Below are 18,673 nucleotides of genomic sequence, written 5' to 3'. Positions count from 1 at the left end.
TAATTCGCTTTAAAATAAATCAGTTAAAAACAGTTTAGTTTTAATTTGATTCTTACTTTTAAATTATAGTATTATTTAAAAAACCCTTATTTTAGCTTAAAAGTTAGATTTTGAAAAAAATATTGCAATTTTTATACAGTAATCAAGCCAATATATATAAGATATTTTTAGTTCTTATAACGGTATTTCTAATTGTATATTTTTTTCCAAAAGGCTATAAATTTAAATATGACATTGATAAAAACACGCCCTAGCTTTATGAAAATCTTTACGCTCCTTTCGATTATTCCATACTAAAGTCCGCAGACGAATTAAAAGCAGAGCGGGAGAGTATAATCAAAAACCACACACCTTACTACAATTACGATGTCAATATTTATAATCAAGTTAAAAATGATTTTTTATCTGAAATTGAACAGAAATTCAACACCGATACTATATTTAAAATATCAAAACAAAAATTAAAAGAATTAATTGTCTCAACATTTGAAGATATCTATAAATATGGATTGAGAATAGATGAAAATCGCTATCCGGAAGATAAAGTAGTCTTCTTAAAAAAAAATGCAGAAGTTCAAGAAGTTTTACTTTCAGCTATAGTAAAACAAGACGAACTCAAAACCTTAATCCATAAAAAAATAAACGGAACGCCATTTGAAATATACAAAAATGAAATTACATCTATTTTCTTTAAACATATTGAAGTCAATGTGTTTTTTAATGAAGAACTTACAGAAAAAAGTTTAAATCGAAGTTTAAATGATATCTCTGAAACAAGAGGAACCGTTAAAAAAGGCAGTAAAATTATAAGTAGAGGCGAAATAGTTGATAGTGATAGATATCAAAAATTAGTTTCTCTAAAAGCTGAATATGAAAGTCAAGATTGGGATCATTCTTCATATAACACGGTGATTGTTGGATATGTATTACTCGTTTCTTTAGCTTTACTCATGTTATTACTGTTCATAAACAAGTATCACAAAGATATTTATGAAGATAACAATAAAGTAACTTTTATATTTTTTAATATTCTATTTGTCATAGGCTTATCGTTAGTAGTATTGCACTTTAATAGAGATTTTATTTATATAGTTCCAATTTGTATTTTACCCTTGACATTAAAAGTGTTTTTTGATGCGAGATTAGGTTTGTTTACTCATGTGATTACTGTTTTAATACTCGGTTTTATTGTCCCTAATAGTTTTGAATATATGTTTTTGCAGATTATAGCTGGAATTGTGACTATACTAACCGTATCAGAACTATACAAGAGAGCCAATCTATTTATCTCGGTTTTTCAAATCACTTTAGTGTATTTATTTTCGTATCTGGTCTTTAATTTAATTCAAGAAGGCGACATTTATGAAATTGAAGTAAATACCTTTATGTGGTTTTTACTCGCTGGCGTAGGTTTACTATTTGTTCAACCCTTGATTTATTCATACGAAAAGGTGTTTGGATTAATTTCTGATTTATCTCTATTAGAGTTATCAGATACAAATTCTAAACTGCTAAAGCAACTTGCAGAACATGCACCAGGAACTTTTCATCATTCTTTAAATGTTGCAAATTTAGCAGAAGCTTCAGCAAACGAGATCGGAGCAAATGCACTACTGGTAAGAGTTGGAGCTTTGTATCACGATATAGGCAAAATGAAACAGCCCACATATTTTAGCGAAAACCAAAAAACTTCGGTATCTGCCCATGATGATTTAGACCCTAAAGAAAGTGCATCAATTATCATTAACCACAGAGCTTTTGGAATAGAAATTGCCAAAAAACACAAATTACCTGATAGGATTATTGATTTTATTAGAACACATCACGGCACAACATTGGTGTATTATTTTTTTAAAAAACAAGAAGCAATCAGTGATGAAACAGTAGAAGATGATTCAGAATTTAGATATCCAGGACCTAAACCATTTAATAAAGAAACAGCTATTTTGATGATGTGTGATAGTGTTGAAGCGACCAGTAGAAGCCTTAAAGAACCCAATACCAAAATAATTAATAATTTTGTTGAAAAAATAATTGACTATCAAGTTAATGAAAAACAATTTTTAAACGCTAATATTACGTTTAAAGAAATTGAACAAGTTAAGAAAATACTTAAAATAAAATTAAAAAACATATATCACCTAAGAGTGGAATATCCAGAATAAAAAACAATGGCTAAACTTATAAAAATATATGAAGAAAATCCATCAGAAAAACATCTAAGAGAAATAGTAGAGGTTTTAAAAAACGATGGTTTAATAATTTATCCAACAGATACAGTTTACGGTTTAGGATGTAGTATCAAAAGTAAAAAAGCACTCCAAAAAATCGCACAAATCAAAAATATAAAACTTGAAAAGGCTAATCTATCTTTTGTTTGCGAAAGCTTAAGCAATCTTTCTGAGTATGTAGCTCAAATAGATTCTAATACTTTCAAAATTTTAAAAAGAAATTTACCGGGACCATATACTTTTATCTTACCAGGAAACAATAATCTCCCTAAATTTTTTAAGAATAAAAAGACCGTTGGCATAAGAATACCAGATAACAGAATTACATTAAGTATAGTTGAAACACTTGGCAACCCCATTATTTCAACATCTATCAAAGACGATGATGAAGTTATTGAATATACTACAGACCCAAGTTTAATCTTAGAAAAATGGGATAAACTGGTCGATATTGTGGTAGATGGTGGATATGGAGATAATATTGCTTCTACTGTTATAGATTTAACAACAGATGAACCAATACTGATTAGAGAAGGAAAAGGGTCTATTGAAATTTAAATGTTTTTTAATAAACTAAGTAATTAAATCCTTACCAGTTTAAAGATATTTTTATCTTGTTTGATATGAACTATTGCACAGTGACTTAAATGAACAAATTGATATGGTTTAGTTATGTTTAAAGCTTTAGTCTTATTTTCTAATCTAAAAAAACCTTCGCATTCTATTTTTCCTTTTGGACTAAAGCGTGTAACTTCATAGATTGTATTATCACTTGTTTTTTCTAACAAAAACCATGAACCTGCACCTTCTCCAGCCAACCATTGAGCATGAATAGATAAAAAATCAGGGCGTTGTGGTTCTGGTAAAGTTTTATTTATGAAGTTATAATTTCGCATTCTTTCACGCTTTTTTCAACACTAAAATATCTTTTTCTGAAATTTGCTTTACGTTGTTGGTTTAGATTATTTACAACTCCTATTGGAGTTGGGCTTAATGTTCTGGTGAAGCGAATTTTAAATTGTAGCAATAATGATATTTCTGCACTTAACAACACACTTCTGACAAACCTAGAGCAATTTGTTCCGTTTATTACAAAAGGACCATAATTGATAATTCCACAATTTTGCATTTGTTTGGCTTTGGAATAAGCATTTTCAAAATTGATTTTAGTTAATCTGCATAAAGCTGACCATCTCCATGAGAAGAAGGATTTTGTTGAATCTCATCTATGATATTTTGGTAATTAGACAAAATCAAATTATCGCTCATTTCAGCTAATGTTTCTATTTTTAAATCAAAATCAGTTTGCTCATCTCTCACTCTGCCATAGCCTAATGGTGTGTGATATCTTCCAAAATCAAAATATAAACATTTTTTATTTTTAGGATTAATTAATACAATAGCTGAATGACCAACTTTGTAGTAGTTATTTTTGCTAATACTCAAAAACTCAGCAGGTCTATCATACCATGCTCCAGTTTGTTTACATCGTGTTTCTGGCCAAGCCAATGCTATGGCTAAACTGTTTTGCATAACAAATCAAGGTTTTGATGGTGAGTTTTATTTTGTTCTAAATCTTTGTAAACAAATGATGCTTTATCTAAAAAAACATTGATTTGAGAAACACTTATAGTTTTCAACATTTTATTTCTTTGCATCAGCATATCATTTTTTTTATCATCTGTATAGCTTCCTGTGTGAAAATTTAGGATATCATTTGGTGTGATATTGTGATGTTGATTTAAAAAGTGTTGAAACCACTTTTTTCGGCTTTGTCTTTGGTCTTCGCTATAAAGAGTAGCAGATGCCCAAATGTGATTTTTTGACGGGTCTATTGATTTATAGTGTTTTTGAGTGCCATCCCAAACCAATTCTGCAAAATCAATCTTGTCTTTATGATCGATAAGCAAAAGCGTGAAAGGTTCAATATTTTTTAAGTTTAGGTTGTCAACAAAATCGCGATTTGTTTGATAATCAAACCGTTGCTTTAACACTTGACCACGGCTTCTGGCATAAGGTGGTTTTCTTTTGTGTTTTTTAAAAGCACCATTGAGCAAACAAACAGTAATATTCTGGTTTGAAATTGCTATCCAAGTTCCGCCCGCCAATTCATCCTTAGGGTAAACCAGTTGTTGATTAAACTCCTCATATATCTTTGGTGGTTTAGTAGGTCTAGAGACTAATTCATCTCGATTTGATGTTAAATTAAAACCTTGGTTATGAGTGATGTAGCTTACTGTGCACATTTTTTTTGGTTTCTTATAGTTGATGGAGCAACTCCAAAATTATGGTTCACTAAGTTTAAGCAATCTAATTCTTTTAAACCAGATTTTACTATGGCTTGATGATGAATCTTGTGTTCAAGACAAACACCTAATTCTCTATACAAAGATGATTTCATACAGATTTCAACATCATAATCGGATGTGTAGTTGGCTTTAATTTCTAAAAATTGATTTTGATTAATGGTATTAAGTTTTGATATGATAGTTTCTATAACTTCTGCGACCATATTTGGACAGTTCTCAATAGTGTATTGACGTTTGCGTTCATCATAATTTACAATATGGCTATCAAGTCCTTCCAATAAACACAAGTAAAACTCCAAAGCATGTCTGATGTCTGCCCAATTGTTGATTGAAATAAAACAGCACAGGGTTTTTTGTAATTTTCTTTATCTATTTTAATGGTTAAATTTTTAATTTGAAGTAAATTGTTTTTACAGTGTGATATCATAATTTAATTATCTTTTAACAAAAATATAAATAATCTTTTGATTTTAAAGGTCAAAACTTTAACCGAAGTTGCAATTTTTAATCTATGTCGTTACATAGGTTATATCTTTACGTTCTGTAATTAAAAATTTTAACGTATTACTTTAGATGCTTGATATTTTGAAGTGATATAATAATGTTGCAGAAAAATCAACTGTCAAAAGTTTCAATTTTTTGCCCATGTTTTTTAATCAAAATCTTGAGATTTTTTTTGTGTATCTTGTAAGTAAATCACAAATACTATTAGAAAGTATATGGTTATAATGTGCTTTTATGATTTAGATTTAAGATTTAAAATCTGTAATATAATTGATAAATTTTTAAAACCCTCAGTTTAATCAACTGTTTTCTTTATGACGTTATTGTGTTATAAAAAATCATAAATTGCCATTCAATATTGTGAAATGATTACAATAACTAAATCGTGATTGGGTTAAAAATACAATAAACAACTCTACTTACAATATCAACATCGCATCTCCGTAGGAGTAAAATCTATATTTTTCTTTTATAGCTTCTTTGTAGGCTTTTTCCATCAATTCGTGCCCCATAAATGCAGATACCATCATCAATAATGTAGATTTTGGCATGTGAAAGTTGGTGATCATACTGTTGGCAATTCTAAAATCATATGGCGGGAATATATATTTGTTGGTCCAACCTTCAAAATCATTTAAAGTATTATCCGAATTGACAGCACTTTCTATGGTTCTCATCACCGTTGTACCTACAGCACATATTCTGCGTTTTTCTGCTTTGGCATTGTTGACAATTTTAGTGGCTTTTTTATCAATTTTCACCTGCTCGCTATCCATTTTATGTTTGGACAAATCTTCAACTTCAACAGGATTAAATGTGCCTAATCCAATATGTAAAGTAACTTCGGCAAAATCAATACCTTTAATTTCTAAACGCTTCATTAAGTGTTTAGAAAAGTGAAGCCCAGCAGTAGGAGCGACCACAGCACCTTCTTCTTTGGCGTAAATGGTTTGGTAACGCTCTTCGTCTTCAGGTTCAACTGGACGACTGATGTATTTTGGAATTGGGGTTTCACCTAATTCGTATAGTTTTTTTCTAAATTCTTCATACGAACCGTCAAATAAAAATCTCAAAGTTCGACCTCTCGATGTGGTATTGTCAATGACTTCTGCAACTAAACTATCGTCATCGCCAAAATATAGCTTATTACCAATTCTTATTTTTCTAGCAGGGTCAACCAAAACATCCCAAAGACGCGTTTCAGGATTGAGTTCTCTTAAAAGAAAAACTTCAATTCTGGCACCCGTTTTTTCTTTGTTTCCAAACAAACGTGCAGGAAATACTTTAGTGTTGTTAAAAATCAGCACATCTTTTTCATCAAAATAGTTGATAAGATCTTTAAAAACTTTGTGTTCAATTTTTCCTGTATCACGGTGAACCACCATTAATCGTGATTCATCTCTGTGATCAGCAGGATGTTCAGCCAAAAGTTCTTTAGGAAGTTCAAAGTCAAATTGAGATAATTTCATACCCATAGCGAAGTGGTTTTTAAAAGTTGCAAATATAACCTTATCGCTATACCGTTGTCAAGTGTTTTAGCTTTTAATTTTAAGAAATTGTGTAAAAAAGCATAAAATATATTTCAAAAGGTTTGTAAATTGTTTTAAAAGGTCTTAATTTTGCAACCGTTTTAAAAAATAAGAAAATCATGTCTAGAGTTTGTGAGCTTACCGGTAAGAGAGCAATGACAGGAAATCATGTGTCTCATGCTTTAAATAGAAGAAAGCGTAAATTTAATGTAAATCTCATTAAAAAGCGTTTTTATATTCCTGAAGAAGATAAATGGATCACTTTAAAAGTATCTACATCAGCTTTGAAAAATATCAATAAAAAAGGAATCTCTGCGGTTTTAAAAGAAGCAAGACAAAAAGGATTTTTAAAAAAATAAACTAAAGAACGATGGCAAAAAGAGGCAATAGAGTTCAAGTCATTTTAGAATGCACCGAACATAAAAATTCAGGAAAACCTGGAACGTCAAGATATATTACAACTAAGAACAAGCGTAATACACCTGATAGAATTGAATTAAAAAAATACAATCCTATCTTGAGAAAAATGACCGTTCACAAAGAAATTAAATAAATAAGTTATGGCTAAGAAATCAGTAGCAAGTATTCAAACTGGAAGCAAGAGACTTACAAAAGCAGTAAAAATGGTAAAGTCTGAAAAGACTGGTGCTTATACTTTTGTAGAACAAATTATGGCACCCGAGGATGTCAATGATTTTTTAAAAAAATAAAAAACTCTTACATATTTTCTAAAGCCGTTACTTTGTTAACGGCTTTTTTTGTTTTCTATAATTGGTATTAACCCCGAAACATTCAGTACGAATTTCCGTTTGGGTTATGAGTAGTGCGAGAAAACAAAGCTTTTACTTTTCAATTCAGTACAAACTCAAGCGAGCTATTTTTGTTTTTCATATTATAAACAATATAAATTGCTCGCGAAATAACACGCCTTAATTTTTGATTTTGCTCAAAACCCACATTACTTATGACCTCGTGTTAGGCACTGAGCTTTATCGCGTAAATGTTCCGTTTTGTTCTATTTGTCCTATTAAATATTGTATTTCGAGTGGTTTCGACCAGTTCCTATGTATCATACGATGACAATTTGAACAAACTGGTGCTAAATTTTCAAGTGCATTTTCCAAAGTGTTTTCTAAATCATCATCTTCATACTGGAAAATTGGTTTTGTATGATGTATTTCAATAAAACCTTTTCCAATTTCAGAACCGTAAAAATCTTCAAAGTCGAAAGAACAACATTTACAGGAAATATGATTTTTTACAGTAAAATGCTTAATCGCAAAATCTCTTAACGTCGAAGATCTTTCGTAAACCTTTACTTCTCTTACTTTTTTTAGACCTTCTTGAATAATAATATTTTCGTCAAAAGTTTCTATTTCTTTTTTGTCTTCATTTTTTTCTATTTCCTTTAAGTTTTCTGTTAGGTCAGAATATTCAAAATCATTTACTAAAAGATAATTTAAAATCTTTTGATTTCGTTTCAAATGTTTTTTCCCTTCATTAGTTATTTCTACATAACCACTGCGAGCCTTACCTTTATATTTTGCATATCCCATTCTTTCAAAGGTTCCGTGGGCTTTTAAATTTCTAACCTTTTGAGAAAATTTGTCATCGTTTCTACCTGAAAGAATTTCTAAATCTGCACCACTTGGTTTCATTATTAAGCGAAGTTTCTCGATTAATTCTGATGTCGTTATTTGACCATTATTTAGTTTCATCAAATATAATGATGGTAATATTAATTCTGTTTCGGTAATTCTTCTTGCCATTAATAATTGGTTATTAAAAGATGTTCAGTATTTTTATTATTCCGGTTCATAAAGCTAACTAAATATTTTTTGTCAAAAGTTAAAACATTTACTTTGGGATGAGTATATAAATTTAAAATAAAATCAGTATTTTTAATTATCATCATCCACTTTGCTTTACAATCATTTATTAAATAATTTGCAAGTCTTTCTTGGTCAGTTTTAACAAAATCGTTTTGAGCATATGTGCTAAATTCTGTATCGTAAGGAGGATCTAAGAAAACAAAATCTCTTTTTGATGGATTATTGTATCTAAAGAAATCTTCAAAATCATCATTAACAATTTTTGTTTTTGTTAATAATTTTTGTAGGGGTTCAGATTTTAAATATTCAATTTTTTTTCTGAAATTTTTATTATTGTATGCTATTCCGCCATAAGGAACATTAAATTCACCTTTTGAATTGTATCGAAACATTCCAGAATATGCGTAATTTCTAATAAAGAGAAATATTGCACTATAAAAAGCTTTATTTAATTCGTATTTTTTATGGAAATTATAAATATGTCTAAAATGCATATAAAATGCACTTTTTAATGCCGTTTCTATGTTATCTAAAATGTCTTTATCGGGTAATTTCCCTTTTTGTTTTTCAAGAACTTTCATTCTTGATGTTTTTCGGACTAAATTTTTCTTGACTTCTTTGAGAAAATTCTCAATATTAAAATTGAAAAATGAAGAAAAAAGACCATTAAATTCCTTAGAATTTTTTAATATGAATTCATAGATTTTATTTGATAATATATCTTTCGTTATTTTGTCACTGGCAAAATCCTTATATATTTTCACAAAGAACTTTTGATTTTTCTTTGAAATATCACCTAAAACTTCCCAGTTGTGGATAATTTCGTCAATTGCTTTAAAAAAAATTTCTCGCTCTTCAGAAATTATGATTTTATATAAATCAATTAACTCGTGTGATTTATCATTTATAAAATATTTTTGGGCTTGAATTGCGGTATAAACTGAACCGCCACCAACAAAGGGTTCGTAGTAATTTTCAAAATAATCTGGAAGATTTGGAATAATATATTTTAATTCTTGTTCCTTTCCACCAGCCCATTTTACAAGTGGTTCAAGTTTCCGTGCTTTTGTATAGTTTGTGAAACTTAAATTAATTTGATTGTATGTTACGACTGGTTCTTCTACAAGATAATTCATACTGTAAATATAAAAATTTATCAGTTTAAACACGAGAATTTAATTTTAAGTTGAAATTTTTTCTGTATTGTGCCCAACTATTGAATAATGACGAAAAATGTTCAATTATAAGCATTTTTGTCAGGGTTAACCCCGAAACAAAACTATGTTTTCGTCGGTTATTATAGAGGATTATGCTCTGATTATAATTTGGGATTAACTTAATATGTATCTTTGCAATTTTAAATTTAATATCATGAGTTTTTTCAAAAAAATATTTAATAAAGACAAAAAAGAAGACCTTGATGAAGGTCTTGAAAAAACAAAATCCAGTTTTTTTAATAAACTGTCTAAAGCCGTTGCTGGCAAATCAAAAGTTGATGCTGAAGTTTTAGACGATTTGGAAGAAGTCCTTATCTCAAGTGATGTAGGCGTGGCAACCACTATCAAAATTATAGACCGTATTGAAGAACGCGTAGCTCGAGATAAATATCTTGGCACTGACGAACTCAATAGTATTTTACGCGACGAAATTGCCAAACTTCTATCAGAAAATGAACACGACATTAACCACGATGAAGATAAAAAGCCGTATGTGATTATGGTTGTTGGCGTTAATGGTGTTGGAAAAACCACAACCATTGGTAAACTTGCAACCTTGTTTAAAAATCAAGGCCTTTCAGTGGTTTTGGGTCTTGCTGATACTTTTAGAGCTGCGACTGTTGAGCAATTAGACATCTGGTCTCAGCGTGTTGGTGTGCCTATCGTTAAACAAAAAATGGGAAGCGATCCAGCATCTGTGGCTTATGATACTGTGCAAAGTGCTGTTAAACAAAATGCAGATGTTGTTTTAATAGACACCGCAGGAAGATTGCATAACAAAGTGAACTTGATGAACGAGTTGACCAAAATTAAACGCGTGATGCAAAAAGTGGTTGATCACGCTCCTAACGAAGTTTTGTTGGTTTTAGATGGCTCTACAGGGCAAAATGCTTTTGAACAAGCTAAACAGTTTACGGTCGCAACCGAAGTGACTTCTTTAGCCGTTACAAAACTCGATGGTACTGCCAAAGGTGGCGTTGTGATTGGTATTAGCGACCAATTTAAAGTGCCTGTAAAATATATTGGTATTGGTGAAAAAGCCACAGATTTACAATTGTTTGACAAAACAGAATTTGTAGATTCATTTTTTAAATCTTAATATGACCGATAAACCAGCACCATTTAGAAATCCAAAAAATAAACTCATCATTTATAAAATTACTGTCATTTATGCGACTTTTTATATCTTGACAAAACTGTATTCTATCTTTGCAGAAAACCAATCGGTGTTGCCTATCCTTATCATAAGTTTACCTTTAGCGATAATCGGTTTGATAGCATGGTGGCAACTCAAACAAAACAAAACCAATTGGTGGTTCATTGCTTTATCAGTCATCGTCATCAGTGCAGTGCGGTATTTTGAAGTAGATTGGGTCTGGTGGTTGAATCAAAATTTATAATTTATGCGAACAAAATCGCTCAAGAAAAATAAAATCAATTTAGTTACTTTGGGTTGTAGTAAAAACATCTATGATTCTGAAGTGATAATGGGTCAGTTGAAAGCCAACGGCAAGGATGTTGCTCACGAGCAGGAAGGCAATATTGTAGTCATAAACACTTGTGGATTTATCAACAACGCCAAAGAGCAATCGGTCAACACAATCTTAAACTATGTCAACCTTAAACAAGAAGGCGAAATAGATAAAGTATTTGTAACAGGCTGTTTGTCTGAACGCTATAAACCAGATTTGCAAAAAGAAATTCCCGATGTTGATGATTATTTTGGTACGACAGATTTGCCTTTATTATTAAAAGCTCTCGGTGCTGACTACAAACACGAATTGATTGGCGAACGTTTAACGACAACGCCTAAAAATTATGCTTATCTAAAAATAGCAGAAGGATGCGATATGCAGTGTTCTTTTTGTGCTATTCCGCTCATGCGTGGTAAACACCGCTCAAAACCCATAGAGGAATTGGTTCAAGAGTCTGAAAAATTAGCCGCAAATGGTGTTAAAGAACTGATTTTAATAGCTCAAGATTTAACCTATTACGGCTTAGACCTTTATAAAAAACGCAATCTTGCCGAATTGCTAAAAGCTTTAGCAAAAATAGAAGGTATTGAATGGATCAGGTTGCATTATGCATTTCCAACGGGCTTTCCTGAAGATGTTTTAGACGTTATTCGTGAAGAGCCAAAAGTGTGTAATTATATCGACATTCCACTACAACATATTTCTGATGAAATTTTAAAATCTATGCGACGTGGCACAACTCATGAAAAAACCACAAAGCTTTTAAAACTATTTAGAGAAAAAGTGCCAGGCATCTGTATCAGAACAACTTTGATTGTTGGCTATCCTGGCGAAACTGAAGCTCAATTTGAAGAATTAAAAACTTGGGTGAAAGAGATGAGGTTTGAACGACTTGGCGTGTTTACCTATTCACACGAAGAAGACACGCACGCCTATAATCTTGAAGATGATGTACCCGAAGAAGTCAAAATAAAACGTGCCAATGAGATTATGGAAATTCAATCTCAAATCTCTTGGGAGCAAAACCAAAACAAAATCGGTCAAACTTTCAAATGCGTTATAGACAGAAAAGAAGGCAATTATTTTGTAGGTCGAACTGAATTTGATTCGCCTGATGTGGATAATGAAGTTTTGATCAATGCAGAAGAACACTATGTCAAAATAGGGGATTTTTGCAATATCAAAATCGAAGAGGCTCATGATTTTGATTTGTATGGTTTTCCTGCGTAATTGTATTTAGCCTTCAGTTAACAGGAAACCCCAACAATCCGCCAAGTCCGATTGTATAAAGCCATAAACCATAAAGGCTGTGCTCAATACATATCCATTTTAAGGACTGATATTTGAGATAAGACAAGCTAAATATGAATCCACCTATTAGAGTGATGACTAAGACTAACAGATTGTCAAAAAACAAATGACCGAGACAAAACACCATAGAATTGATTGCGATAAGTTGTTTATCAGATTTAAAAAGCATTTTGTATCGTTGAAAATAGAATTTTCTATAAATAAATTCTTGTGGTATGACAGATAAAAAAGTGTAAACACCAGTAACGAGAAAAAATCGCCATAGATTATTTTGTAATGCATTAAACAACACTTCTTTATAAAATAAAAATGTGATTAGGCTTGTCAGCAGAGCAATACTTATAAATTTTAACGTCAAACTTTTTAAGTAAGCTGACTTTTGAGATGGACTAAATTTTAGATTTAAACTTCTAAAGTAACTATTTTTGATCGAGATAATTATCACATAAATTAAGGCAATAAATCCTAAACCTAATTTGATATATATAGAAAAATCAAAAGTTAGTACAATAGGAAATAACACAAATATCAAGAAGTGCTCAAGGCTCAAACGGTTGAAAGTAAAAAATTTCATTAGCGATTAAGGTCTATGCTGACTCCAAAAAAACTGGTATTGGCGACACGGTTAAATTGGGTATAACTGTAATTGATTCTCACTTTATTAAACTTAATGCTCAAGCCACCGCTTAAACCAGCAAATGAACGTTGATCTTCAATTCTCAATTCTTCTGCACGTCTAAAGTTATAACCTAATTGGATATTAAATCCGCTTTCAGGAAAGAATTCTAAGCCAATTATTGTTCTTCTAAATAAATTGCTAAAAAAACCAGGATCATCTTTGGTTACATTTCCATTTAAATCCACTTCATCTCTTGCTGTATTACCAAAGGCGATATTCCACTCTTGGATATTTTCAACCGTAATATGCCATCTAAACGGTAAAGTACGTAACTTTTGAGAAATGCCGAGGACAACTTCAAGAGGCAAATCTTCGCGAACATCATTAAAAGGTTTAATCTGATAGCCAATATTTCTAACCACACCAGAGACGATTAAATCCCAACGGTCATATTTATAAGATAAACCAATATCTGATGCAATACCAAAAGATGTAAAATTTTCTAATTTAGAGGTGATAAATTTCACATTTGCTCCAAGATGAAAATCTGAACGACCAAGTTTCTTTTGGTAACCTACTGATAGAGCCGCTTCGTTGCCCGTAAAACTTCCAGTTGGATTAGCATTTTCGTCAAATCCATCAAAACTACCGTAATTGATATAGGTCATGCCAATTTGCAAAACCTGTGTGCGTCTATCAAACAAATAGGCGTAAGATGCTGTGCCGTAATTGATGTCACCTACAAAATTCATATAATTTACTGCCAACTGATTGTCCATTCTATAATTAATCAGAGCTGGATTATTCAGGGCTGAAGATGGGTCGTAATTGTTTAATGTGATGTTTTTACCACCAAGAGCGACGTGCCTCGGCGAAACGGGTAAGTTGAGAAATTGATAAGTATTTTGACCACCGATTTGAGCTGACAGGTCAAAATATAAAAGCATTGATAAAACTAAAATTAAACGGCTCAAGCTATTCATTTAGGCGGTAAAGATAATGATACAACCTTATAAACGAATACTGAAGTGCAATATTTTAAATTCTAAAGTTATCTGTTGGTTTTAAATTAAACCCTTAAATTTTTAAACGTTTTCTTGAGATGAGAAAGCAAGGTAAAAATTCAAGAATAGATAGAGTTGAAAATTTTATTAATTGATTTTTAAGGCATTTTTATAATATAAAGTTTGATAATAGGTAAATTAAAAAAATACGGGGTAATTTTTACCCCGCAATAAAACAAACTGTGTTTCTTATTTGTCTGAATATGAAGGTTTAATCTTGCTTAATATAAATATTTATTTCGAAGTGTATTTATATCTTTTTCACTTAAATTCAAAACATTTTTTACATAGTTGTCCATAGAACCGTATTCTTTTTCAATGGTGTTGAAGGCATTTAACAAATAGGATTTACGAACATCCATAAAAGGTCTGATTATTTCTGGATCAATGTCATATTGAGCAATTTGACTAATCCATTTATTGTTATCTTCCTGTCTGTAAAAATTAGATAATAAATACTCATCTATTATGGTGTTTTTATCAACCCCTAAGACATAAAGAATAAGTGCACTGGCCAAACCGGTACGGTCTTTTCCAGCTGTACAATGAAAAAGCAAAGGTTGGTTTGTCTGCACTAAATTTTCAAATAATTTGATGTAAGTGTCTTTCCATTCAATAGGGAATTGCCCAGTTATTTCCTTTAAAAGATCAGCCGAATCTTCAGGAGATTCAAATTCTCTTAGCATTTCTAAGTATTTGTTTTTATCTTTCATATCAGGACCTGTAGGATAATTTTTGTAGTCAAAATAAGAGTCGTTTGCAATTACATCAGGTTCTTTGGTAACTTCTGAAGCAGTTCTAAAATCTATAACGGTTTTAATATTCATCGTTTTAAGTAGTTGAACATCATTATTTGAAAGTTCAGATAATTTGTCCGATCTGTAAATTTTCCCCCATTTTACTGTTTTACCATCTGTGGTTTGTAAGCCACCTATGTCCCTAAAATTTGAAAGTCCTAACAAAGGAATTTGCCTATTGGAAATGACCAAAGTATCTCCTAAATCATTTACTATGCCAAAGAACATACGTTCCTTAAATTTTTGATTTGTGGTATAGGTGCTATCATTTGATAACTCAATGGGTTTTAATTGTTCCCAATTGATGTTTTCATCTGAATTTGAGACCACAAATTTCCAGTTCGCCTTTTTGTTAAAAACCAAAGTATAAGTGCTATCAGGGTTGTAAATGGCTTCAGCTGTTTCTTGAAGTGATTTTTCAATGGTTTTGGGGGTTTCCAATGTAACTTCAGAATTAAGCTTGTTTTCAGCTGAAATCTCAGAGTTAAGTTTTTCTTCAGGTTTGTTTTTGCAACCCACCAAACTTGTAATCAAAACAAGTAATATTAAAGTGATGTTTCTATAATTTATCATATATTAGTTTTAAGAATTAAAGTTTAAACAAGAGGCAATTAATTTTACCTCTTGTTTAGTAATGTTAAAATATTGAATAAGAAATGCCCAGTTGACCTCGTATAGAATAATATTCAACCTGTTCTGGTCTTCCTTCTACACCGTGAAAATATCTCAACGGCTCATTGGTTATATTGTTAACTTCCATAAATAACTTTAATTTTTTGTTGAAGCTATAGGAAGCAGAGAGGTCAACGGTTAGGTTGTCGTCATACCATCTGTTATGTTCTGGACCAAATTCTGAAAATTCCACAATATTTTTACCTTTAAAGTTTGCGTGAGCTCTAAACATAAATCCATATTTTTCATAGAAAATAGATGCATTAAACAAGTGTTCTGATTGATTTTGTAAGGGTTGTTTTATGGTTTCTCTTACAATATTATTATTTTCATCAACATTAAAAATAGGGATGTTAACTTCAGAATCTGTATAAGTATAGTTAGCTTCAACGCCAAAACCACTTAGGAAACCTGGCAGAAAGTCTAATCGTTTAGAAAGACCTACTTCAAAACCAAACAAGTAACCGTCTTCTAGGTTGCGGGGTTCTGTAACATTATATATTACTCCGTCTATGGTTTCTTGTCCTGTGCTGGCAAAAATGTCGTCAGTAATAGATTTGTAAAACACACCTCCAGAAACAAAGCCAACGTTATCAAAGTAATGTTCAAAAAGCAAATCAAAATTATCTGAAAATGTAGGTTTTAAATCTGGATTACCTCTATTTATGGTCCTGAAAACTGAATTTTGGGAAACCCCAGGATTTAAGCTTCCAAAATCTGGTCTAGCTAAAGTTCTAGTGTAAGCTAAGCGTAGATTAGAATTGTCATTTAGAGCATATTTTACATGAAACATAGGTAAAAAAGCATTGTTTGATTTGCTTTCTGATGTTTTTTCAATTACTGGATCTGCGTTATCACTTTCTATTACTTTGTTGCCTGTATAGTCTATGGAGGTGTATTCGTTTCTAAATCCACCGATCAATGTCATCTTATCCGTTAGCTCATAGGTAGCCATAATATAACCTGCATAAACATTTTCGTCACCAGAGAAATAACTTCCAGCTGATGAAGGATTGTTTTCGTCTTGGGTAATTCTGATTGCATTGAGCTCTGATAAACTATTTTCAGAATAAAGATCTCGTAATTGCCCTTGAGTAATATGAGGCATTAATAAATTATCGTAATTTCCTGGAATTTCAGATAAATATCCTCCATTAAACGGGAACGAAGATTCTCTATCAAAATCAGACAGAAAAAATGGCTGAACTGGAGCACCAACTGCGACACCTGGAATCCAGATGTTAAGTGGAGCACCTTCTGTTCTGGTTTTAAATCTTGCTTTACCACCAAACTTTAATTTAAGTCTATTGTTCACCTCATAGTCAAAGTCCACTTGCCCAACATAATCGGTCTCTTTAGATCTTTGTTGGAGATTGAGCAGTTGCGATAATAAAAGTTCGTCTGCACTTATAGGATTGCCTGGATTGGGCTGAATGTTATCGGCAGGATCGCCTTGACTTCCTTGAGGAGCATCAATATCTAAATATTTATAGCCATCTGCTGCTCGGCCTCCAAAATTCATATCTGATTGAACAAAAATGGCAAACAGCAAAGCAGGATCAACAAGATCGTTAACTCTAGGTGTATTAGAAAGGTCAAACTTATTGGTATAGGTAGCTCCTTTCCATCTCAATCGTAGTTTTTGAGTTAAGTAATGATCACCGCCTAGCTCGCCACCAGATAAATCAGTGCCCCAAACGGCTTTTCTGGTTCTCATTGTATAGCTGTTTGCGTTGAAATCAAAAAGTGACTCCCTAGATTTTTCATCATCTTGAAAAGAAGTGTTGATGGTTCTTAAGAATATTTTATTGTTAAAATCGAAATTGTATTCGGCTCCAAAATTTAAACCCCAAGTTCTTCTTCTTCCGAGATAGTCTCTCAACTCAAGTTCAGCAAGAGAAAACTGCTGTATAGGGTCTTCTAGTTCAGCGTTGTATATCACTTCATAATTATCAGTTCCCCAAGCACGATCCCAAATTGAACCAGAAACGATGATTCCCAGCTTATCATCAAAGAATTTATTACCATAAGTAACTGCAGCGTTGTAAGTGTAATCTTTGGCTTGATTATTACCACCACCTGCGGCGTTGACAATAAGGGTTTCTTTAAGCGGAGCTGTTCTGGTGATAAAATTAACAGACCCACCAATAGCATCACCTTCCATATCTGGGGTTATAGCCTTTGACAATTGAACAAATTGAATTAATTCTGAAGGGAAGATGTCTAAAGGAACCGACCTGTCGGAGCCAATCCCATCGGAAGTTCCTAAAGATGAAGGCGACCTGTTACCATTTATGAGGTTTGAATTCCATTTTAATGGAGCACCTCTCACACTTACATAACGACCTTCGCCGTGGTCTCTTTCAATAGAAACTCCTGGAATTCTCTGGACGGCTTCAGCGGCATTTCTGTCGGGTAATTTTCCAATTACGTCAGAAGAGATTACATTCATAATAGCAGGTGCATTTTTTTGAATGCTATAAGCCCTTGCCTGAGTAGGTCGGTTAGAAATTTTTAAATCTACAGCATCTAAGGAAATGCCACTTTCAGTCATTTTGATAGTTCCTAAATTTATCATTTGATTTTCTTCAACCACAATTTCTTTTGTGATTGTCTCGTAGCCCATAAAAGAAAATTCAACAACTTGATCACCAACAGGAACATTGTTTATGGTAAAATTTCCTTCAAGGTTTGAAATCGCACCATAGTTAGTGCCTTTTATTAAAATAGAAACGCCAGGCAGTTTACCATAACTGTCCACGCAAACACCAGTGATTGAAGCTGAGTTTTGCGAAAATGATACAGTTGAAAATAAAATACATAGATAAAGTAGCAAAGCTTCTTTACTAGATGAGAAAAAGGTTTTTGTTTTCATAAAAATAGATGTTTTAAAATTTTCGCCAAATCTATAATTAAGTAACCGCGTAAAAGTATCGGATATTTGGTGGACACCTTTTTTGGTAGCAACCAATTAATTTAAACTTTTAATGATAAAAATAATACTTTAAACATCTGATATACAGTAATATAAAAAACAAAAAGCATGTATTACCTTTAGGTTAATTTTTTGTAATATAATCTTTAAGAGATATGGATTTGATTTTTCAGATTAT

The 18,673-nt window shown here is 31.7% G+C and carries 19 protein-coding genes and 1 pseudogene; 8 read left to right on the top strand and 12 right to left on the bottom strand.

The window, feature by feature from the left end; all coding sequences use genetic code 11:
• Positions 1-110: 110 nt before the first annotated feature.
• Positions 111-2,165 (top strand): annotated as a pseudogene (locus IGB25_RS05585) (HD family phosphohydrolase).
• A 6-nt stretch (positions 2,166-2,171) separates the two neighbouring features.
• Positions 2,172-2,789, top strand: a complete 618-nt coding sequence (locus tag IGB25_RS05580; protein ID WP_211066518.1) for an L-threonylcarbamoyladenylate synthase — start codon at positions 2,172-2,174, stop codon at positions 2,787-2,789.
• A 23-nt stretch (positions 2,790-2,812) separates the two neighbouring features.
• Here IGB25_RS05580 and IGB25_RS05575 read toward each other — a convergent pair whose 3' ends face one another.
• The 6 genes from IGB25_RS05575 to queA all read right to left on the bottom strand — a co-directional run bounded on the left by IGB25_RS05575 (position 2,813) and on the right by queA (position 6,513).
• Positions 2,813-3,127, bottom strand: coding sequence for a DUF6695 family protein (locus IGB25_RS05575; RefSeq protein ID WP_211066517.1), 315 nt, complete (start codon positions 3,125-3,127; stop codon positions 2,813-2,815).
• Positions 3,106-3,396, bottom strand: coding sequence for a DUF6695 family protein (locus IGB25_RS15490; RefSeq protein WP_371815977.1), 291 nt, complete (start codon positions 3,394-3,396; stop codon positions 3,106-3,108). The genes IGB25_RS05575 and IGB25_RS15490 overlap by 22 nt, the downstream gene beginning before the upstream one ends.
• 5 nt (positions 3,397-3,401) lie before the next feature.
• On the bottom strand, positions 3,402-3,764 hold the full coding sequence (locus tag IGB25_RS05570; RefSeq protein ID WP_211066516.1) for a DUF6695 family protein: 363 nt from the start codon (positions 3,762-3,764) through the stop codon (positions 3,402-3,404).
• A complete protein-coding gene (locus IGB25_RS05565) occupies positions 3,749-4,477 on the bottom strand; it encodes an NRDE family protein (RefSeq protein ID WP_211066515.1) in 729 nt (242 codons plus the stop codon). Before IGB25_RS05565 ends, IGB25_RS05570 begins: the two co-directional genes overlap by 16 nt.
• Positions 4,465-4,818, bottom strand: a complete 354-nt coding sequence (locus tag IGB25_RS05560; protein WP_211066514.1) for a hypothetical protein — start codon at positions 4,816-4,818, stop codon at positions 4,465-4,467. The genes IGB25_RS05565 and IGB25_RS05560 overlap by 13 nt, the downstream gene beginning before the upstream one ends.
• A 645-nt stretch (positions 4,819-5,463) precedes the next feature.
• Positions 5,464-6,513, bottom strand: a complete 1,050-nt coding sequence (gene queA / locus IGB25_RS05555; RefSeq protein WP_211066513.1) for a tRNA preQ1(34) S-adenosylmethionine ribosyltransferase-isomerase QueA — start codon at positions 6,511-6,513, stop codon at positions 5,464-5,466.
• A 179-nt stretch (positions 6,514-6,692) separates the two neighbouring features.
• Between queA and rpmB the strand changes: the two genes are divergently transcribed.
• The 3 genes from rpmB to IGB25_RS05540 are packed head-to-tail and all read left to right on the top strand — an operon-like array spanning position 6,693 to position 7,283.
• A complete protein-coding gene (rpmB, locus tag IGB25_RS05550; protein ID WP_125087986.1) occupies positions 6,693-6,932 on the top strand; it encodes a 50S ribosomal protein L28 in 240 nt (79 codons plus the stop codon).
• An 11-nt stretch (positions 6,933-6,943) separates the two neighbouring features.
• On the top strand, positions 6,944-7,126 hold the full coding sequence (gene rpmG, locus IGB25_RS05545; RefSeq protein WP_138932665.1) for a 50S ribosomal protein L33: 183 nt from the start codon (positions 6,944-6,946) through the stop codon (positions 7,124-7,126).
• Between the two features lie 7 nt (positions 7,127-7,133).
• Positions 7,134-7,283 (top strand): DUF4295 domain-containing protein, encoded by a 150-nt coding sequence (locus tag IGB25_RS05540; RefSeq protein WP_211066512.1) that lies wholly within the window; start codon positions 7,134-7,136, stop codon positions 7,281-7,283.
• Positions 7,284-7,562: 279 nt separating this feature from the next.
• Here the strand turns inward: IGB25_RS05540 and IGB25_RS05535 are convergent, their stop codons facing one another.
• Together IGB25_RS05535 and IGB25_RS05530 are read right to left on the bottom strand one after the other, a co-directional pair.
• Complete coding sequence (locus tag IGB25_RS05535) at positions 7,563-8,342, bottom strand: HNH endonuclease (protein WP_211066511.1); 780 nt, start codon at positions 8,340-8,342, stop codon at positions 7,563-7,565.
• Entirely contained in the window at positions 8,342-9,541 is a 1,200-nt protein-coding gene (locus IGB25_RS05530) for a DNA adenine methylase (RefSeq protein ID WP_211066510.1), read from the bottom strand. The genes IGB25_RS05535 and IGB25_RS05530 overlap by 1 nt, the downstream gene beginning before the upstream one ends.
• Positions 9,542-9,776: 235 nt before the next feature.
• On the opposite strand from IGB25_RS05530, the gene ftsY reads away from it, so the two are divergent.
• Genes ftsY through rimO form a run of 3 tightly spaced genes read left to right on the top strand, consistent with a single transcriptional unit; the run spans position 9,777 to position 12,327 of the window.
• A complete protein-coding gene (gene ftsY, locus IGB25_RS05525; RefSeq protein WP_211066509.1) occupies positions 9,777-10,721 on the top strand; it encodes a signal recognition particle-docking protein FtsY in 945 nt (314 codons plus the stop codon).
• A 1-nt stretch (position 10,722) separates the two neighbouring features.
• On the top strand, positions 10,723-11,022 hold the full coding sequence (locus IGB25_RS05520; protein ID WP_211066508.1) for a hypothetical protein: 300 nt from the start codon (positions 10,723-10,725) through the stop codon (positions 11,020-11,022).
• A gap of 3 nt (positions 11,023-11,025) precedes the next feature.
• Positions 11,026-12,327, top strand: a complete 1,302-nt coding sequence (rimO, locus tag IGB25_RS05515; RefSeq protein WP_211066507.1) for a 30S ribosomal protein S12 methylthiotransferase RimO — start codon at positions 11,026-11,028, stop codon at positions 12,325-12,327.
• A 13-nt stretch (positions 12,328-12,340) separates the two neighbouring features.
• Here rimO and IGB25_RS05510 read toward each other — a convergent pair whose 3' ends face one another.
• The 4 genes from IGB25_RS05510 to IGB25_RS05495 form a co-directional block, all read right to left on the bottom strand.
• Positions 12,341-12,982: a type II CAAX prenyl endopeptidase Rce1 family protein gene (locus tag IGB25_RS05510; protein ID WP_211066506.1), complete on the bottom strand. Its 642-nt coding sequence runs from the start codon at positions 12,980-12,982 to the stop codon at positions 12,341-12,343.
• Positions 12,982-14,010: a type IX secretion system protein PorQ gene (gene porQ, locus IGB25_RS05505; RefSeq protein WP_211066505.1), complete on the bottom strand. Its 1,029-nt coding sequence runs from the start codon at positions 14,008-14,010 to the stop codon at positions 12,982-12,984. Before porQ ends, IGB25_RS05510 begins: the two co-directional genes overlap by 1 nt.
• Before the next feature lie 302 nt (positions 14,011-14,312).
• Entirely contained in the window at positions 14,313-15,461 is a 1,149-nt protein-coding gene (locus IGB25_RS05500; protein WP_211066504.1) for a tyrosine-protein phosphatase, read from the bottom strand.
• 64 nt (positions 15,462-15,525) lie between these two features.
• Positions 15,526-18,435 (bottom strand): TonB-dependent receptor, encoded by a 2,910-nt coding sequence (locus IGB25_RS05495; protein ID WP_211066503.1) that lies wholly within the window; start codon positions 18,433-18,435, stop codon positions 15,526-15,528.
• Between the last annotated feature and the right edge of the window lie 238 nt (positions 18,436-18,673).

Source organism: Flavobacterium sp. CS20, from assembly GCF_018080005.1.
In the GTDB taxonomy this organism is placed as follows: domain Bacteria; phylum Bacteroidota; class Bacteroidia; order Flavobacteriales; family Flavobacteriaceae; genus Psychroflexus.
Note: the sequence above shows the minus strand (reverse complement) of the source record. Positions and strands in the feature narration are given on the sequence as shown.